This is a genomic window from Litoribacter ruber (genome assembly GCF_018500185.1).
Classification (GTDB): Bacteria; Bacteroidota; Bacteroidia; order Cytophagales; family Cyclobacteriaceae; genus Litoribacter; species Litoribacter ruber.
This window is the reverse complement of the sequence record NZ_JAHBGI010000011.1, coordinates 112,739-128,106: the sequence shown is the minus strand read 5'-3', so window position 1 is coordinate 128,106 and position 15,368 is coordinate 112,739. Positions and strand designations below refer to the sequence as shown.

At 46.0% G+C, this 15,368-nt stretch carries 14 protein-coding genes; 10 read left to right on the top strand and 4 right to left on the bottom strand.

The window, feature by feature from the left end; genetic code table 11:
* The first annotated feature begins 8 nt into the window (after window positions 1–8).
* The 4 genes from KIH41_RS14720 to KIH41_RS14705 all read left to right on the top strand — a co-directional run bounded on the left by KIH41_RS14720 (window position 9) and on the right by KIH41_RS14705 (window position 8,044).
* The gene (locus KIH41_RS14720; protein WP_213944231.1) at window positions 9–470 is read left to right on the top strand and encodes a single-stranded DNA-binding protein; all 462 of its coding nucleotides are present in this window, start codon (window positions 9–11) and stop codon (window positions 468–470) included.
* A gap of 56 nt (window positions 471–526) precedes the next feature.
* Entirely contained in the window at window positions 527–1,885 is a 1,359-nt protein-coding gene (gene gldE, locus KIH41_RS14715; protein ID WP_213944232.1) for a gliding motility-associated protein GldE, read from the top strand.
* A 209-nt stretch (window positions 1,886–2,094) separates the two neighbouring features.
* Complete coding sequence (gltB, locus tag KIH41_RS14710) at window positions 2,095–6,579, top strand: glutamate synthase large subunit (protein WP_214162865.1); 4,485 nt, start codon at window positions 2,095–2,097, stop codon at window positions 6,577–6,579.
* A gap of 1 nt (window position 6,580) precedes the next feature.
* Window positions 6,581–8,044, top strand: coding sequence for a glutamate synthase subunit beta (locus KIH41_RS14705; RefSeq protein WP_214162864.1), 1,464 nt, complete (start codon window positions 6,581–6,583; stop codon window positions 8,042–8,044).
* A 139-nt stretch (window positions 8,045–8,183) separates the two neighbouring features.
* Here KIH41_RS14705 and KIH41_RS14700 read toward each other — a convergent pair whose 3' ends face one another.
* The gene (locus KIH41_RS14700) at window positions 8,184–8,639 is read right to left on the bottom strand and encodes a DUF4890 domain-containing protein (protein ID WP_214162863.1); all 456 of its coding nucleotides are present in this window, start codon (window positions 8,637–8,639) and stop codon (window positions 8,184–8,186) included.
* Window positions 8,640–8,772: 133 nt separating this feature from the next.
* On the opposite strand from KIH41_RS14700, the gene KIH41_RS14695 reads away from it, so the two are divergent.
* A complete protein-coding gene (locus KIH41_RS14695) occupies window positions 8,773–9,219 on the top strand; it encodes a gamma-glutamylcyclotransferase family protein (protein ID WP_214162862.1) in 447 nt (148 codons plus the stop codon).
* Here KIH41_RS14695 and KIH41_RS14690 read toward each other — a convergent pair.
* The gene (locus KIH41_RS14690; RefSeq protein ID WP_213944237.1) at window positions 9,216–10,550 is read right to left on the bottom strand and encodes an NAD(P)/FAD-dependent oxidoreductase; all 1,335 of its coding nucleotides are present in this window, start codon (window positions 10,548–10,550) and stop codon (window positions 9,216–9,218) included. The genes KIH41_RS14695 and KIH41_RS14690 overlap by 4 nt on opposite strands.
* A 189-nt stretch (window positions 10,551–10,739) precedes the next feature.
* On the opposite strand from KIH41_RS14690, the gene KIH41_RS14685 reads away from it, so the two are divergent.
* From KIH41_RS14685 to KIH41_RS14670, 4 genes are all read left to right on the top strand, one after another.
* Window positions 10,740–11,447: a YebC/PmpR family DNA-binding transcriptional regulator gene (locus KIH41_RS14685; protein ID WP_214162861.1), complete on the top strand. Its 708-nt coding sequence runs from the start codon at window positions 10,740–10,742 to the stop codon at window positions 11,445–11,447.
* A 108-nt stretch (window positions 11,448–11,555) separates the two neighbouring features.
* On the top strand, window positions 11,556–12,125 hold the full coding sequence (gene yjjX, locus KIH41_RS14680; RefSeq protein ID WP_213944239.1) for an inosine/xanthosine triphosphatase: 570 nt from the start codon (window positions 11,556–11,558) through the stop codon (window positions 12,123–12,125).
* 101 nt (window positions 12,126–12,226) lie between these two features.
* Entirely contained in the window at window positions 12,227–12,541 is a 315-nt protein-coding gene (locus KIH41_RS14675) for a thioredoxin family protein (protein WP_213944240.1), read from the top strand.
* Complete coding sequence (locus KIH41_RS14670; protein WP_213944241.1) at window positions 12,522–12,779, top strand: DUF6952 family protein; 258 nt, start codon at window positions 12,522–12,524, stop codon at window positions 12,777–12,779. Before KIH41_RS14675 ends, KIH41_RS14670 begins: the two co-directional genes overlap by 20 nt.
* Window positions 12,780–12,854: 75 nt before the next feature.
* On the opposite strand, the gene KIH41_RS14665 is transcribed toward KIH41_RS14670, so the two are convergent.
* Window positions 12,855–13,826 carry an NTPase gene (locus KIH41_RS14665; protein ID WP_214162860.1) on the bottom strand — a complete coding sequence of 324 codons (972 nt, stop codon included), beginning with the start codon at window positions 13,824–13,826 and terminating at the stop codon, window positions 12,855–12,857.
* A 143-nt stretch (window positions 13,827–13,969) separates the two neighbouring features.
* Here KIH41_RS14665 and KIH41_RS14660 point away from each other — a divergent pair, with 143 nt between their 5' ends.
* Complete coding sequence (locus KIH41_RS14660; RefSeq protein WP_213944243.1) at window positions 13,970–14,881, top strand: M28 family peptidase; 912 nt, start codon at window positions 13,970–13,972, stop codon at window positions 14,879–14,881.
* Window positions 14,882–14,938: 57 nt separating this feature from the next.
* On the opposite strand, the gene KIH41_RS14655 is transcribed toward KIH41_RS14660, so the two are convergent.
* Window positions 14,939–15,361, bottom strand: a complete 423-nt coding sequence (locus tag KIH41_RS14655; protein ID WP_214162859.1) for a VOC family protein — start codon at window positions 15,359–15,361, stop codon at window positions 14,939–14,941.
* Between the last annotated feature and the right edge of the window lie 7 nt (window positions 15,362–15,368).

Genomic DNA, 15,368 nt, shown 5'->3' with positions numbered 1-15,368 from the left:
ACAAACTAATGGCAGGAGTAAACAAAGTCATCTTGGTAGGTAATTTGGGCGCAGACCCGGAGGTAAAGCACCTGGAAGGTGACAAGGTAGTCGCGAATCTGCGACTGGCCACTACCGAGTCTTATAAAGACAAAATGGGCAACCGAGTAGAGAACACCGAGTGGCATGACTTGGAGCTATGGGACGGGCAGGCAAAAATTGCCGAGCAATACTTAAGAAAGGGCAGCCAGATCTTTGTGGAAGGCAAAATCAAAAGCGATACCTGGCAGGATGACCAAGGGCAAAACCGAAAAAGAACCAAAATCCGGGTGCTGAGCTTTACCATGTTGGGAAGCAGGGGCGACAGCCAAGGCGGCGGTGCCCCAAGCCAAAATCCAAATACCATGCACCAACAACCAGCCCAATCGGCCTCCATGCCGAGCAATTCCGGTGGAATGGACGACAGTTCGGATGATGATCTACCATTCTAAGAATGGATTATTGATTTTTTAATCCTTAATTTTGTAAAAAAGATTAAAATAAATTAATGGACGACGACCCCTATCCGAGTATTTTATTGCTGGCTGAGGCCTTACAGGCTTCAGCCGGTTATATTGTGATAAACAGTTTCATTTTTATCCTTTTGCTGATTTTTTCCGCCCTCGTGTCGGGCTCTGAGGTGGCCTTCTTTTCCCTTTCCCACGATGATCTCAACCAGCTCAATGAGGAAAACGACGGCCAATCCCAGAAAGTGATCCAGTTGGTAGAGACCCCGCAAAAGCTTCTCAGCACCATCCTAATCCTAAATAACCTCATTAATATCGGTATAGTCATGCTGACTACCTTTATTACCTGGTCTATCATGGGTACTTCTGTGGCTTCAGCGGTGGTGATATTTGTGCAAACCGTAGGGGTGACTTTTGCGATCGTGTTCTTTGGGGAGATTGTACCTAAAGTGTATGCCAACAAGGCCAGAATCCCTTTCTCCAAAGCAATGGCCTCCACCATCGGCTTTTTCTCCACTTTACTAAAACCCCTTTCGGTAACGCTAATGGCCCTAAGCAATGTAATCGAAAACAGGATTGAAAAGAAGGGTTACACCCTCTCGGTGGATGAATTGCACAAAGCACTGGAGATTACCAGCCAAGACACCACCACGGAAGAAAAAGATTTTCTGAAAGGGATTGTAAATTTCAGTACCCTTTCCGTACGGCAGGTGATGCAGTCCAGAATGGACATCACGGCAGTGGATGTGGATATGGACTTCCACGAGCTCATGGACAAGATTAACAAAAGTGGGTATTCTAGGATCCCGGTTTATAAAGACACCATTGATAATATACAGGGCATCCTTTACATCAAGGACTTGCTGAATTTTATTGAAAAGGACGAGCATTTCAAATGGCAGGAATTGATCCGAAAGGGGATGTTTGTGCCGGAAAACAAAAAGGTGGATACCCTACTGAAAGACTTTCAGAAAAAGAGGGTTCACATGGCCATCGTGGTCGACGAATACGGGGGAACATCCGGTCTGGTGACTTTGGAAGACCTTATTGAGGAGATAATCGGGGAGATCAACGATGAATTTGACGACAAGGATGACATCTTTTTCCAGCAATTGGATGAGAATACTTTTGTTTTTGAGGGCAAAATCTCCCTCCACGATTTCTGTAAAAAACTAGACCTGGACGCTCAAATTTTTGACGAGGTAAAAGGCGACAGCGAATCCCTTGGCGGCCTTCTGCTGGAAATCAACTCCAAGCTTCCAAAAGGTGGAGCCAAAATCAAATATGACCGCTTCGTGTTCACCATCATGGCTGTAGACACCAAAAGGATCAAAAAAGTAAAAGTCCACATCCTTCCACAAAAAGAAGAAATAGACAACTACAATTCCCACGAAGACTAAAATACAAATCCGGTAGCCACAAGTTGCCGGATTTTTTTCACATCACTTTTTCAAACTTTACCCAAATTATTTTTCAAATTTTCAAATAAAACAATCTTTACATCAATTTTCTTTATATAAATAGCCTTTATATCATCTTAAATTTCAGAATATAGAATATATTTTGTAATTTTTATAATTCGATTCAAACCTATTTAGCTATTTTGACAATGAACCAAGGAATGTATGTGCCATCCATGGAGCACGATGCCTGTGGCATTGGCGCCGTGGTGAATATCCAGAATAAAAAAAGCCACGAAACCATCAGCGACGCCTTACTGATGCTATCAAACATGGAACACCGAGGCGGGCGGGGAAGCGATCCCAAAACAGGGGATGGGGCCGGAATCCTCATCCAGATCCCAGATGATTTTTTAAGGACTGTCTTACCCATTAGCCAAATCGAACTCCCTGAGGCTGGATATTATGGGTTGGGTATGGTCTTTTTTCCCAACAATCCACAGATCCACAAGAAGTCCAAAAGGCTGTTGAATAAAATCATCGGTGAGCTGGGCTTTGAGCTTCTGGGCTACCGTGAGGTACCGGTGGATATCACCGTGCCCGGTTCCGGGGCCCTAGAGGTGATGCCCACTATCGAACAGGTGTTTGTAAAGCATAAAGAAAACCTTCAAGGCATTGAGTTGGAAAGAAAACTTTATGTCCTTCGTAACTATGCCAGCCATCAAATCAACAAATTGGTCCCCGGGGTCAACAATGGTTTTTATATTGCCAGCTTCAGCTGCAGAACAGTAATATACAAAGGTCAGCTGAGAACCGACCAGGTACTTCCATTCTACAAGGACCTGCAGAATAAGAAAATCAGCTCGGCACTGGCGATAGTGCACTCCAGGTTTTCCACCAACACCTTCCCCAATTGGCGTTTGGCTCAGCCGTTCCGCTTTATTTCCCACAACGGTGAGATCAATACCATACGCGGAAACCTGAACAAGATGCGGTCCAAGGAATACCTGATGAAATCGGCCAATTTCACCGACCAGGAAATCAACATGCTCATGCCTGTGACTAGCAATTCCTACTCGGATTCAGCCAACTTAGATGCTATGGTGGAGCTGCTGACGCTTAGCGGGCGGGAACTCCCCCATGTTATGATGATGCTGGTACCTGAAGCCTGGCAGGACAATAAAACCATGGATAAGAAACGCAAGGACTTCTATAAATTCCACGCCTCACTGATGGAGCCTTGGGATGGTCCGGCGGCCTTGATCTTTTCTGATGGCAAATCCATGGGTGCCACCCTGGATCGTAATGGCCTTAGACCACTCCGGTATTTCATCACCGACGATTCCAGGATCATCTTTTCATCCGAAGCCGGCGCTTTGCCCATCCGCCCTTCCACAATCACCCAAACTGGCCGGGTAAGTCCAGGAAGGATGATTTGGGTGGACCTGGAGGAAAACAAGGTCAGGTTTGATGAAGAAATCAAAGGCCAAATAAGTTCGCAACAGCCTTACGGCAAATGGATCAGCAAGGAAAGGATCAAATTGCGCCTCCGCCCAAATCCGGAGCATTTGACATTTCCCTATAAGCTGGACAATCTCAAAACCCGTCAAAAGTTATTTGGCTATACCGAGGAGGATATCAAAATCCTGCTGGCCCCAATGGCTCAAAATGGCCAAGAGCCATTAGGCTCAATGGGCGCTGATACGCCTTTGGCAGTCCTATCCACCCAAAGCCAGCACATCAGCAATTATTTCAAGCAACTGTTTGCCCAAGTGAGCAACCCTCCTATTGACCCCATAAGGGAGAGATTGGTCATGTCACTTTTTACCCGCTTGGGAGAAAGTTATAACATCCTAGAAGAAAGTGCCGAACATACCAAACAGATCCATATCAGTCAGCCAGTGCTTCTCAATGAAGACCTGGAAAAAATCAAGAGCCTGGACGGATACAAAGCGGCCACTTTGCCTATTCTCTTTCCTGCCGACCACCAGCCAAACCGGCTTTTGAATGCTTTAGATGAAATCTGCAAAATGGCAGAAAAGGCCATCTTGGAAGACGGTTGCAACATTATCATCCTTTCAGACAGAGACGCCAACCCAACCGAAGCTCCGATTCCGTCTCTTATTGCCACAGGTGCCGTCCACCACTATTTGGTGGCCAAAAAAATCAGAACCAAAGCCGGTATTTTGGTAGAGGCAGCGGACATTTTGGAAACACACCACTTTGCCACCGTGATCGGCTACGGGGCCAGTGCGATCAACCCTTACTTGGCTCTGGAGTCCATCTTGGATCTACAAAACGCCGGTCTGGTGTCGCAGGACCTTTCCAGGGAAAAATTATTCGAAAATTACCAATACGCCATCGGCAAGGGCTTGCTTAAAATCCTTTCCAAAATGGGCATCAGCACCCTACAATCCTATCAGGGAGCGCAGATTTTTGAAGCTTTGGGACTTGGACCGGAAGTGATTGAGAAGTGTTTCAAAGGAACACTTAGCCGGATAAGTGGTATTTCCTTTGACCAGCTGGCTCAGGAGGTACTTATCAAGCATTCGGCCGCCTACCTCACCGATATGCCCGTGCTGGAAGCTGGCGGGGTCTATCAATGGAAAAGAAGGGGTGAAAAGCACCTTTTCAATCCTGAAACCATCCATTTGCTCCAAAAATCCACCCGTACAAACGACTACAAACTTTATAAAAAATTTGCCGAAAAAATCAACGACCAAAGTCGGGCAGCACTGACCTTACGAGGGCTATTTGAATTTAAGAAATGCCCCTCCATCCCCATTGAAGAGGTGGAGCCAGCTGAAAGCATATTCAAGCGTTTTGCCACCGGGGCCATGTCATTTGGCTCCATTAGCCATGAGGCACATTCTACTCTTTCCATTGCCATGAACCGCATCGGCGGCAAGAGCAACAGCGGCGAAGGCGGGGAAGATGAAATCAGGTTTGAGAGAAAAGAAAATGGGGACTGGGAGCGATCAGCCATCAAGCAGGTTGCTTCCGGCAGATTTGGCGTGACCAGTAATTATCTCACCAACGCCGAAGAATTGCAGATCAAAATGGCCCAAGGCGCCAAGCCGGGGGAAGGCGGACAGCTGCCTGGCCATAAAGTGGATGACTGGATTGGGCGTGTGAGGCATTCCACGCCCGGAGTGGGACTCATTTCCCCCCCACCCCATCACGATATTTATTCGATTGAGGATCTGGCACAACTAATCTATGACCTAAAAAATGCCAACCGAAAAGCCCGTATCAATGTCAAGCTGGTCGCACAAGCCGGTGTAGGCACCGTGGCGGCTGGGGTTTCCAAAGCCAATGCGGATGTGATCCTGATTTCCGGTGCTGATGGGGGAACAGGTGCTTCTCCACTCAGCTCCATTCGTCATGCAGGTTTGCCTTGGGAGCTTGGCTTGTCAGAAGCCCATCAAACTTTGGTAAAAAACAACCTTAGAAACCGAGTGGTGTTGCAAACAGATGGGCAAATCCGAACCGGCAGGGATTTGGCCATTGCCGCTCTGTTGGGTGCTGAAGAATGGGGGATTTCCACAGCAGCATTGGTAGTAGAAGGGTGCATCATGATGAGAAAATGCCACCTGAACACCTGCCCGGTAGGAATCGCCACCCAAAACCCAGAACTGAGAAAGCTCTTTACCGGCAACCCAGACCATGTGGTAAACTATTTCCGCTTTCTAGCCGAAGACCTAAGAGAGATCATGGCAGACTTGGGATTTAGAACGGTCGAGGAAATGGTTGGCCAAAGTAATATTTTGAAAGCTGCCCCAATTCACGGGCATTGGAAATGGGATACCGTGGATCTTAGCCCAATTTTCCACAAGGTGGTAGTTCCCGAACATGTGGGCATATTCAAGCAGATTGACCAAGATTTCAAGCTCAAAAAAGTGCTGGACCGAAAACTCATTGAGACTGCAAAATTGGCCTTGGAGCAGGGTGGCCGAGTTAAGGGGGAGTTTTCCATCAATAATATTGACCGGACTGTGGGTGCAATGCTGAGCAATGAGATTTCGAAAATCTATGGCAGCAAAGGCCTGGAGGAAGATACGATCGAGTTTGGATTCAGGGGTTCTGCAGGCCAGACTTTTGGTGGTTTTTTAACCAAAGGAGCTACATTCAAACTGGAAGGGGAGGCCAACGACTACTTTGGAAAAGGCCTTTCGGGAGGAAAACTCATCGTCTTCCCCGACCGTAACGCCACTTTTGCCCCGGAGGATAATATCATCATAGGTAATGTGGCATTTTATGGTGCCACTTCCGGCACCGCCTACATCAATGGCAAAGGTGGGGAGCGTTTCTGCGTGAGAAATTCGGGAGTTAAGGCCGTGGTGGAAGGCATTGGCGACCACGGTTGCGAATACATGACCGGAGGGCAAGTGCTTATCTTGGGAGAAATAGGACGAAATTTCGCCGCCGGTATGAGTGGAGGAGTTGCCTATATCTACAAGGATTTCAAAAAGCTGGTCAACCCTGAAATGGTGGACCTCGATCCCTTGGATGAGGATGACTGCCAAGAAATCCATCTCCAAATCACCAAACATGCTCAATTGACTGGCAGTGGTGTGGCCAATAAATTATTGGAGGATTGGGATGTGGTGAAAAGTCAATTTATCAAGGTGTTTCCAAGGGATTACAAGCGGGTACTTCAAAAACAGCGTGAAATCAAACAAACTGTAGCTTAAAATGGGAGAGAAAGAAGGATTTATCAAATATAAAAGAGAACTGCCGCAAACCAGACCGGTAGAAGAAAGGGTGGGCGATTATCAGGAAATCTACCAGCCTTTGGATGAAACGAAGCTTAACCAACAGGCTGCCAGATGCATGGATTGCGGGATTCCCTTTTGCCATCAAGGTTGCCCGCTGGGAAATGTGATTCCGGATTTTAACGAAGCGGTTTATCAGGAAAGGTGGGAAGAGGCTTTTGATATTTTAAAAAGCACCAACAATTTCCCCGAATTCACAGGCCGGATCTGTCCGGCGCCCTGCGAGTCCAGCTGTGTCCTAGGTATCAACAAAGATCCTGTGACCATAGAGTTGATCGAAAAGAGCATTGCCGAAAAAGCCTATGAATTGGGCTTGGCCAAACCCAACCCTCCTATCAAAAGAACAAGTAAGCACGTGGCGGTGATCGGTTCAGGACCAGCAGGATTGGCTGCTGCCGACCAGCTCAACAAAGCCGGCCATGAGGTAACTGTTTTTGAGAAAAACGCCAAGGTTGGTGGGCTATTGAGGTACGGCATTCCCGATTTTAAAATGGAAAAGTGGGTGATAGACCGCAGGATTTCCCTTATGCGTGAAGAAGGCATCACCTTTACCACCAATACTGAAGTAGGTTTTAACATTAAAGCAGAAAACATCCTCCAGAATTTCGACGCCGTGGTTTTATCCACCGGGGCCGAGGAGCCAAGAGTGTTGAAAATACCAGGTCATGAACTGGAAGGCGTGCATTTTGCCATGGATTTTTTGGGCAACCAAAATCGCGTGGTTGGCGGGGAAAGGGGAAATAATCCCATTTCTGCAAAAGGCAAACATGTGCTGGTGATTGGAGGGGGAGATACCGGTAGCGACTGCATAGGCACTTCCCGTAGGCATGGCGCAGCATCGGTGACCCAGCTGGAGCTTTTACCCAAGCCACCACAAAAGCGGACTGAAAGCAATCCTTGGCCTGAGTGGCCCATGACTTTGCGCACTTCAAGTTCACACGAAGAAGGGGCGGAAAGGGTATGGTCGGTGCTTACCAAGAGATTTTTGGAAGGAGAAAAAGGCAAAGTCAGCGGGCTCGAAGTGGTAGAGATTGAATGGAAGGAAAAGGGAGATGGCTCATTTGGTTTTGAAGAGGTGGAAGGCACCGATAAAGTGATTCCCTGTGATTTGGCTTTCATAGCTATTGGCTATTCAGGCCCCAAAAAGGATGGTTTGCTTGAATCTTTTGGGGTGGAATTTTTGGATAATGGCTTGCCTTATTCCAAAGATTACCAAAGCAGTGAGGAAAAAGTATTTTTGGCCGGTGACATGAGGAAAGGCCAATCCTTAGTAGTGTGGGCCATTTCGGAAGGACGAGAGGCAGCCTATCATGTGGATAAATTTCTTCAAGGAAAAAGCTCCCTACCCCAGAAAGATCACTCCTATTATGAATTTGGGAGTTAAATTAAAAGTCTTATGCGGAGTTTATCACTGAGCTTCATGGAGAAAAGTTGAAAAACTGGAAAAGTCAAGAAAAAAGGGATGGTTACCTAACCATCCCTTTTTAGTTTAACATAAACCTAATTTCACCCTACAAACACTATTATTTTCTCCAAGCGCCACCGCCTCTTTTGCCTCTTTGCTTTCTGACCTTTTCAGTATCATCATTGCCTCTGGCGTCACGGTATTTACGCATTTTCTCACGGTCTTCATTTCTGATTTCCTCCCACTTCTCTTTCTGCTCAGGAGTCAATACCTTCTCAATTTCAGCCTGCTGAGCTTTTCTTTCCTCCTGCATAGCTGCTCTTCTTTCTTCCTGTTGAGCTCTTCTGGTCTCCCGGGCTTCTTTTTGCTCTTCAGCCCTTTCCATATGAATTTGCTTCACCTGCTCTTTTTGCTCTTCAGTAAGTTCGAGCTGTTCAGCCATCCGATTGACTCTCATTTCTACCCTTTTTTCAGGGTCCATTCTTTCCTGTCCTCTACGCTCGCCTCTCTTTTGGGCATCAGCGGTAAATGACATTACAGTAAATATTGCGGCAAATAACATTAGCTTTTTCATATCCTTCTTTGTTTTGGTTTGTACTTCTTAGACCCAGACCATACCCCAAGGTTTAAGCGGGTTTATCCAATAAATTGTTAACAAATCTTAATGATGATTTGGGAGAGCCCACTGAAAGGCGTAAATTAATTGGATGAAAAAGATTCTATATTTTGCCTATGCGAGCAATTTGAAGCAGGAGCTCTTCGAAGAGAGGCTGGGTCGTACAGCCGAATACAAGGGCGTGGGAATTTTGCCCAAATATGGTTTTAGATTCAACCACCCCATGGAAGACGGCTCCGCCAGAGCAAACATTGTGAGCAGCCCCAATGAACATGTGTACGGCGCCATCTATGAAATCAGCGAAGAGGATTTGCAGCATTTTTTGAAAAGCGAGCCAGGGTATAAATATCAACAAGTGGACATTCATACCAACAAGGGAAAAATCCAAGCTGGCACCTTCCTCAGTCCCGAAAACCAGCCCAACATATTCCCTTCAGAAACCTATCTAGCCTCCATTATAGAGGGAGGAAAGCAATTTAAGCTCCCCAATGATTACCTTGAAAATATAGTCAACCGAAGTGGAGCCAGGATCTTTTAATCCTTATCCTCCACCAGTTCCTTGCTTTCATGGTCCTTGACCATCCTAGGCCTGATCAAAAGACGAAGGGACACATCAAAGGAAAAGTAATTCCACGCCCAATTGAGCAGAATAAACAGTTTGTTCCTGACGCCCAAAATGGCCATCAAATGGACAAAAAGCCAGGTCACCCAGGCAAAAAAGCCCTGGAATCTGATAAAAGGAAGGTCCACCACCGCCAGTTTTTTACCCACGGTAGCCATTGATCCTAGGTCTTTGTATTTGAAGGGCCGAAGGGGCTGATTTTTATGTAAGGAAACCAGATTTTTGGCCAAGTTGGTTGCCTGCTGAATGGCCACTTGGGCCACCTGGGGGTGACCGCGGGGATAATCTTCAGAGGCCATCAAACACTGGTCCCCCAAGGCAAAAATGTAATCCGCCCCAGCCAACTGGTTAAATTCATTGACCAGCAATCGGCCATTTCCTGCCACCTGATCAGCATGGATTCCGTCCACAGCGTTGGGTTTCACCCCGGCTGCCCACACCAGAGTGCGGCTATTGAAATTCGGGTAATTCTTCACCTTGACGGTAAGGCCGTCATAATCGGTCACGGCCGCCTTGAATATGACCTCCACCCCCAGGTTTTTCAGATATTTCAATGCGTGCGCACTGGCTTGAGGAGTCATCCCCGCAAGTAAGCTCTCTCCTGCCTCAGCCAGAATCACCTGCATCTGATGAAAATCCAGCTCTGGGTAGTCTTTAGGCAGAATCCTGTTTCTCAGTTCCGCCATCGCACCGGCAAGCTCCACCCCAGTAGGCCCACCGCCTACGATTACGATGTTCATCAAGGCCCTTTTCTCGTTTTCATCCTGCGTATTGATGGCCTTTTCATAATTGGCGATGATGCGATTTCGGATATAAAGGGCTTCCGAAACGGACTTCATGGGTGTGCTTTTCTGTTTGATGTTTTCGATCCCGAAATAATTGGTATCCGCCCCCATGGCCAAAACCAAATAATCAAAATCGACAAATCCCATTTTGGTAAAAACCCTTTTTTCATCGGGCGAGATGGACTCCACTTCTGTCATCCGGAAAGTCACATTTTTACTGTGATGGAAGATTTTCCTCAGGGGAAAAGAAATGGCACTGGGCTCCAAAGCGGAGGTGGCCACCTGGTAAAAGAGGGGTTGAAACTGATGGTAATTGTTTTTATCCAAAAGGACAACCTGATAGGGTTTGCCCGAAAGTTTTTTGGCAAGTTGGAGACCTGCAAAGCCTCCGCCCAGAATCACGACTCTTTTATGATTGCTCTGCGGGAGGTTGGGAAGTGGGTAAGCTGAGGAAAAAGTCATAAGGCTAGCGTTGATTCTTTAATAGTACGGTTTTAGGGGGTTTTCGTTCTTAAATCCCTGTACTATATTTCTTATAAGCCCAAGCATTAAAACTTCCTCGGGAGGAAATGAAAAGATTTGTTATTTTTACATTAAATTAAAGCTTAGAAACACAAACACAACCGAGGAAGACCCGAGAAATAAATCTATATGGGAAGAGCATTTGAGTTCAGGAAAGAGAGAAAATTCAAACGTTGGAACAAGATGTCCAAGGTCTTTACCCGATTGGGTAAAGAAATCGTGATGGCCGTGAAAATGGGCGGACCAGACCCGGACAACAATGCCAAGCTGCGTACGGTGATCCAAAACGCCAAAGGTGCATCCATGCCCAAGGACAGGATCGAAGCCGCCATCGCACGTGCAAGCAACAAAGATGAGAAGGATTACGAAGAAGTAGTATATGAAGGCTACGGACCTCACGGGATTGCCGTAATTGTGGAAACCTCCACAGACAATATCAACAGAACGGTGGCCAATGTGCGCCATTTCTTTTCCAAGGCAGGAGGCTCGTTGGGCACTTCTGGTTCGGTGAGCTTCATGTTTGAGCACAAAGCCGTTTTCCGTTTCCCAAAGGGAGACTGGGATTTGGAGGAATTAGAGCTTGAACTGATTGATTTTGGGCTTTCCGATATCGATGAGAATGAGGGTGAAATCTTCATTTATACCGAATTTGAGGACTTTGGCAACATGCAGAAAGCCCTTGAAGATAAGGGCATCGAAGTCACCAACGCTGATTTTCAAAGATTTCCAATGTCTACCAAAGAGCTCACTGAGGAGCAGGAAGAAGACATCCATAAGATGATCGAGCGCATGGAAGAAGACGACGATGTAAACAACGTTTATCATAACATGGCATAATTACTTCAGCCTTCGGGAACCAACCGAAGGCTGTTTATTTTTACCCCAGTGGGATACAATTGAACTGGACCTCTCCAAACATTTAGCGTCCAATCCTTTTAATTAAATATGAGCTTTCCAAAAAGAGAAAACCTTCAGAAAAAGAAAAGACAACTCCTGATTATCGTCGGAAGCCGAAATCCGGTCAAAATCAACAGCACCGATGCAGCCTTCCACCAGTGCTTTGAAGATAGTTTTATCGTACAGGGCATCAACGTGACCTCCGATGTGGCTGATCAGCCAGTGGGGGATGCTGAAACACTTCAGGGTGCATTGAATCGCGCGGAGAACGCCAAAAACGCCTTTCCGGAAGCAGACTTTTGGTTGGGCATTGAAGGCGGCGTGGATGAAGACAGGCATGGAATGAATGCTTTTGCCTGGGTGGTGGTGTTGGACAAAGCCGATAAAATCGGTAAGGCCAAAACGTCTACCTTTTATCTACCCGAAGTTATATCTAAATTAGTGAAAGGAGGAATGGAACTTGGAAAGGCCGATGACAGTTTTTTTAATCGGGAAAACTCTAAAGAGACGGATGGTGCTGTGGGCATTCTTACCAATGGGGCCGTCAATAGGAAGACCTATTACGAGCAGGCCATAATTCTAGCTTTAGTCCCATTTATGAATGCCAAGATATATTAATTGAGACACTCTATCTTGTATAGATATTTTCAATTGGACTTTTATTTTAATAGACAGTACCTTTGTGCTCAATTTTAGTCTTACAATCATAACTATTAGATATGCTACAAGAATTAGAAAACGACAACCTAAAGGAAATTATCACAGAAAAAAGTAAAGTTGTGGTACAATACGGTGCCAGCTGGTGCGGAAGTTGCAGAATTATGAAGCCAAAGATGAAAAGATTGGCCAAAGATTATGATTCGGTCACATTTTTGTACGTAGATGCAGAGAAACTTCCTGAATCAAGGAAACTAGCTGCGGTGACCAATCTTCCTACTTTTGCTACATTTAAGGACGGCTTATTAGTCAACCAAACACAGACAAACAAGGAAGAAAACCTAAAAGCACTTATAGATGAGATTGCCAATAATTAAGCATGTCCTGGGCTTCATTGAGGAAAACGATGAGGACTGGGTGAATGAAACCATTGAACTTTTGGAATCCATGACTGAAATTCCTTCGCTAAAAGATGAAGAAATAGAAGTTATGGGCGAATTGCTATCCAACTTATATGGTACTCTGGAGGTCCACAAGATGATCAAGGATGGCATGGATAAAAAAGAAGCCATGAATGCCTTTATGAAAAGGGTCATGGGCTCTATAGATAATTAATAGTAAGCTGAAAGTTGCATTGACCACCCAATTCGATAGCTTGAGGTGTACCTTCCTGGTACACCTTTTTGCTTTTTAGGGGTTGAGGTTTTGGAGAAAATTGGTCAAGGCCACCTGCCAGTTAGCATCCGCATCCCATTTGGGGCCAATGTAGAGCTCATCCCTCACCAAGAAGTGGATATAATATTTGACCACTACTTTTTCCGGGTTGGGACTCTGACCCGACACGCCCATGCTTTTCATCAAATCACCTTCTCTGCCTTCCACCCTTCTGAGGACAAACTGAACCCGGTCACGGATGAGCTCCTGGGAAGTTTTAGCCTCGGTCAGAAAGACCACTTGATGTGGATAGCTGGTTTCAAAGACCGCCTGAAGCTGCTCTTTTTCCCTTTCTTGGGATCGTGCCCTTTCCGCATCGCTTCTCCCTAGCAAGTCATAGCGAAAGGAAGTCAGGTGGCTGCCCTCCCCCCCTGCCCCGCTTAGGGGAATCCCCAATCTGAAAACATTCAAGTTTAAGGGATTGCGGCTAATGTAGCTACTCGAGCCGGATTGACTGCCTTGAGGAAACTCAGGTACCTCCAGCACCAACAGGTTTTTGGATTGGGTCACTTCACCGATTTTGATCAAAGATTCATTTAATTCTTTAATATTTGATCCCCTCATGCTCCAGGAAGATCCTGGGTTTACAATGTTTTTATTGTTGGAAAAAGGCGCCACGTTCATTTCAAAAGCACCATTGGGAAGGCGGGTTAGGATAACTATTCCGTTGATCAGCCTTTTGGCAAACAGGGAGGCGTATCCAGCTTGGATTTCTTCATTAAGCACTATCTCCTCAAGCTCAAAATACCCCACCGGATCCCCACCTGCCTCTACCAAGCCCTGGTGGACCTGGTGTGCGATTTCCTCAAATCCCATAACCGGTCGGGCCGATGGTGCGTTAGAAATTAGCACCACGGACTTGCCATCCAGAAAGAAATCAGGCACACCGCTTTGGGCAAATGAGTTTGAAATACAAAAAAAGATTAAAACGAGGAGTTTTGACTTCATAATACGTTATAATTGCCTCATAATAGACAAAGGAAAGAATTGTTCCTATTACCTACAAAACTTAAAAATAGGTCTCTTTATTGTGATAGACCAAATTGCTACAAATTTTGACAACTAGTATTAACACAATTTAATTATTTGAAGTGAAATACCAATTTAAATTTATTTGCCTCCTATTGATCCTGGGGGTAGCGCTGGATTTTGCGGCTGTTGCGCAAAACATTGATAAGGACAAGCTTATCGCGGATATTGAATACCTCTCTTCAGATGAGCTGGAAGGAAGAAAACCTCTTTCGGAAGGCAATATAAAAGCTCAAAAGCATATTAGGGAGAGGTTTGGAAGCTTGAATCTGACCAGCCAATATAGCGATTTTACCCAGTATTTTTCTTTCATGAATCCACGTGACAGCGTGCAATATGAGGGGGCTGCCAATATCGTGGGCTTCATTCCCGGCAGCGAGTCTGAATACCTGATCGTAATCACGGCCCACTTTGACCACCTTGGAGTGATCAACGGGCAAATTTTCAATGGGGCTGACGACAATGCCAGCGGTACCGCGGCACTTTTGGCCATGGCGGAATATTTCTCCGTCAACAGACCCAAACATTCCATCATGTTTGCCGCCGTGGATGCAGAGGAGATGGGCCATCAAGGAGCCAAAGCACTTGTGGCAGACTTCCCTTTTCCATTGGAACAGGTCAAACTCAACATCAACATGGACATGATTTCCAGAAATGAGAACAATGAGCTTTATGCTTCTGGCACTTTTCACAATCCCAAATTGAAGCCTGTATTGGAATCTCTGGAGCCTTTTGGGCAAGTCACCCTCAAGTTGGGCCATGATGATCCGGAAATGGGCAAGGATGATTGGACATTCAGCTCCGATCATGCGCAATTCCACTTGAAAGATATCCCGCATATCTATTTCGGCGTGGAAGACCATCCCGACTATCACAAACCAACCGACACCTTCGAAAACATCGATCAAGACTTCTACCACCAAGCCGCCGAAACGGTCCTGAGGGCCGTGAAAGCCTTTGACGAAAATTTGTAAAAGACGGAAGACGGAAGACGGAAACTGCGATCTCCGGTCTTCGGTCTTCTGTATCCACTACTTGGCGAAAATCTGTCCCCTATCTTGGAATGCCTTAAATTCAAGGGCATTTCCGCTGGGGTCTAGGAAGAACATGGTGGCCTGCTCCCCTACTTCACCCTTGAAGCGGATATAGGGTTCAATGATGAAGTCAATTTTATGAGCTTTCAGTTTGTCGGCTAATTCATGCCAGGCATCCCACTCCAAAATGGCTCCAAAATGCCTTACCGGTACATTCTTCCCGTCCACCTCATTGGATTTCGCTTGCTGCAGTTCTTCGGGTTTGACATGGGCAGAAAGCTGGTGGCCGAAGAAATTAAAGTCAATCCACTTGTCAGTGCTTCTTCCAATCTCGCAGCCAAGCAGCTCTTGATAAAATTTCCGGGTCTCCTCAATATCCCTGATCGGGAAAGCCAAATGAAAGGGGTTATACTGTGTCATTTTATTG

Bases quoted from the DNA above. Each gene is read 5' to 3' on its own strand.
- KIH41_RS14700 (WP_214162863.1), bottom strand. From the start codon at position 8,639: ATGAAAAAGCTAATGTTATTTGCCGCAATATTTACTGTAATGTCATTT.
- gldE (WP_213944232.1), top strand. From the start codon at position 527: ATGGACGACGACCCCTATCCGAGTATTTTATTGCTGGCTGAGGCCTTA.
- yjjX (WP_213944239.1), top strand. From the start codon at position 11,556: ATGAGCTTTCCAAAAAGAGAAAACCTTCAGAAAAAGAAAAGACAACTC.
- KIH41_RS14685 (WP_214162861.1), top strand. From the start codon at position 10,740: ATGGGAAGAGCATTTGAGTTCAGGAAAGAGAGAAAATTCAAACGTTGG.
- KIH41_RS14655 (WP_214162859.1), bottom strand. From the start codon at position 15,361: ATGACACAGTATAACCCCTTTCATTTGGCTTTCCCGATCAGGGATATT.
- KIH41_RS14705 (WP_214162864.1), top strand. From the start codon at position 6,581: ATGGGAGAGAAAGAAGGATTTATCAAATATAAAAGAGAACTGCCGCAA.
- gltB (WP_214162865.1), top strand. From the start codon at position 2,095: ATGAACCAAGGAATGTATGTGCCATCCATGGAGCACGATGCCTGTGGC.
- KIH41_RS14670 (WP_213944241.1), top strand. From the start codon at position 12,522: ATGAGATTGCCAATAATTAAGCATGTCCTGGGCTTCATTGAGGAAAAC.
- KIH41_RS14665 (WP_214162860.1), bottom strand. From the start codon at position 13,826: ATGAAGTCAAAACTCCTCGTTTTAATCTTTTTTTGTATTTCAAACTCA.
- KIH41_RS14675 (WP_213944240.1), top strand. From the start codon at position 12,227: ATGCTACAAGAATTAGAAAACGACAACCTAAAGGAAATTATCACAGAA.
- KIH41_RS14695 (WP_214162862.1), top strand. From the start codon at position 8,773: ATGAAAAAGATTCTATATTTTGCCTATGCGAGCAATTTGAAGCAGGAG.
- KIH41_RS14690 (WP_213944237.1), bottom strand. From the start codon at position 10,550: ATGACTTTTTCCTCAGCTTACCCACTTCCCAACCTCCCGCAGAGCAAT.
- KIH41_RS14720 (WP_213944231.1), top strand. From the start codon at position 9: ATGGCAGGAGTAAACAAAGTCATCTTGGTAGGTAATTTGGGCGCAGAC.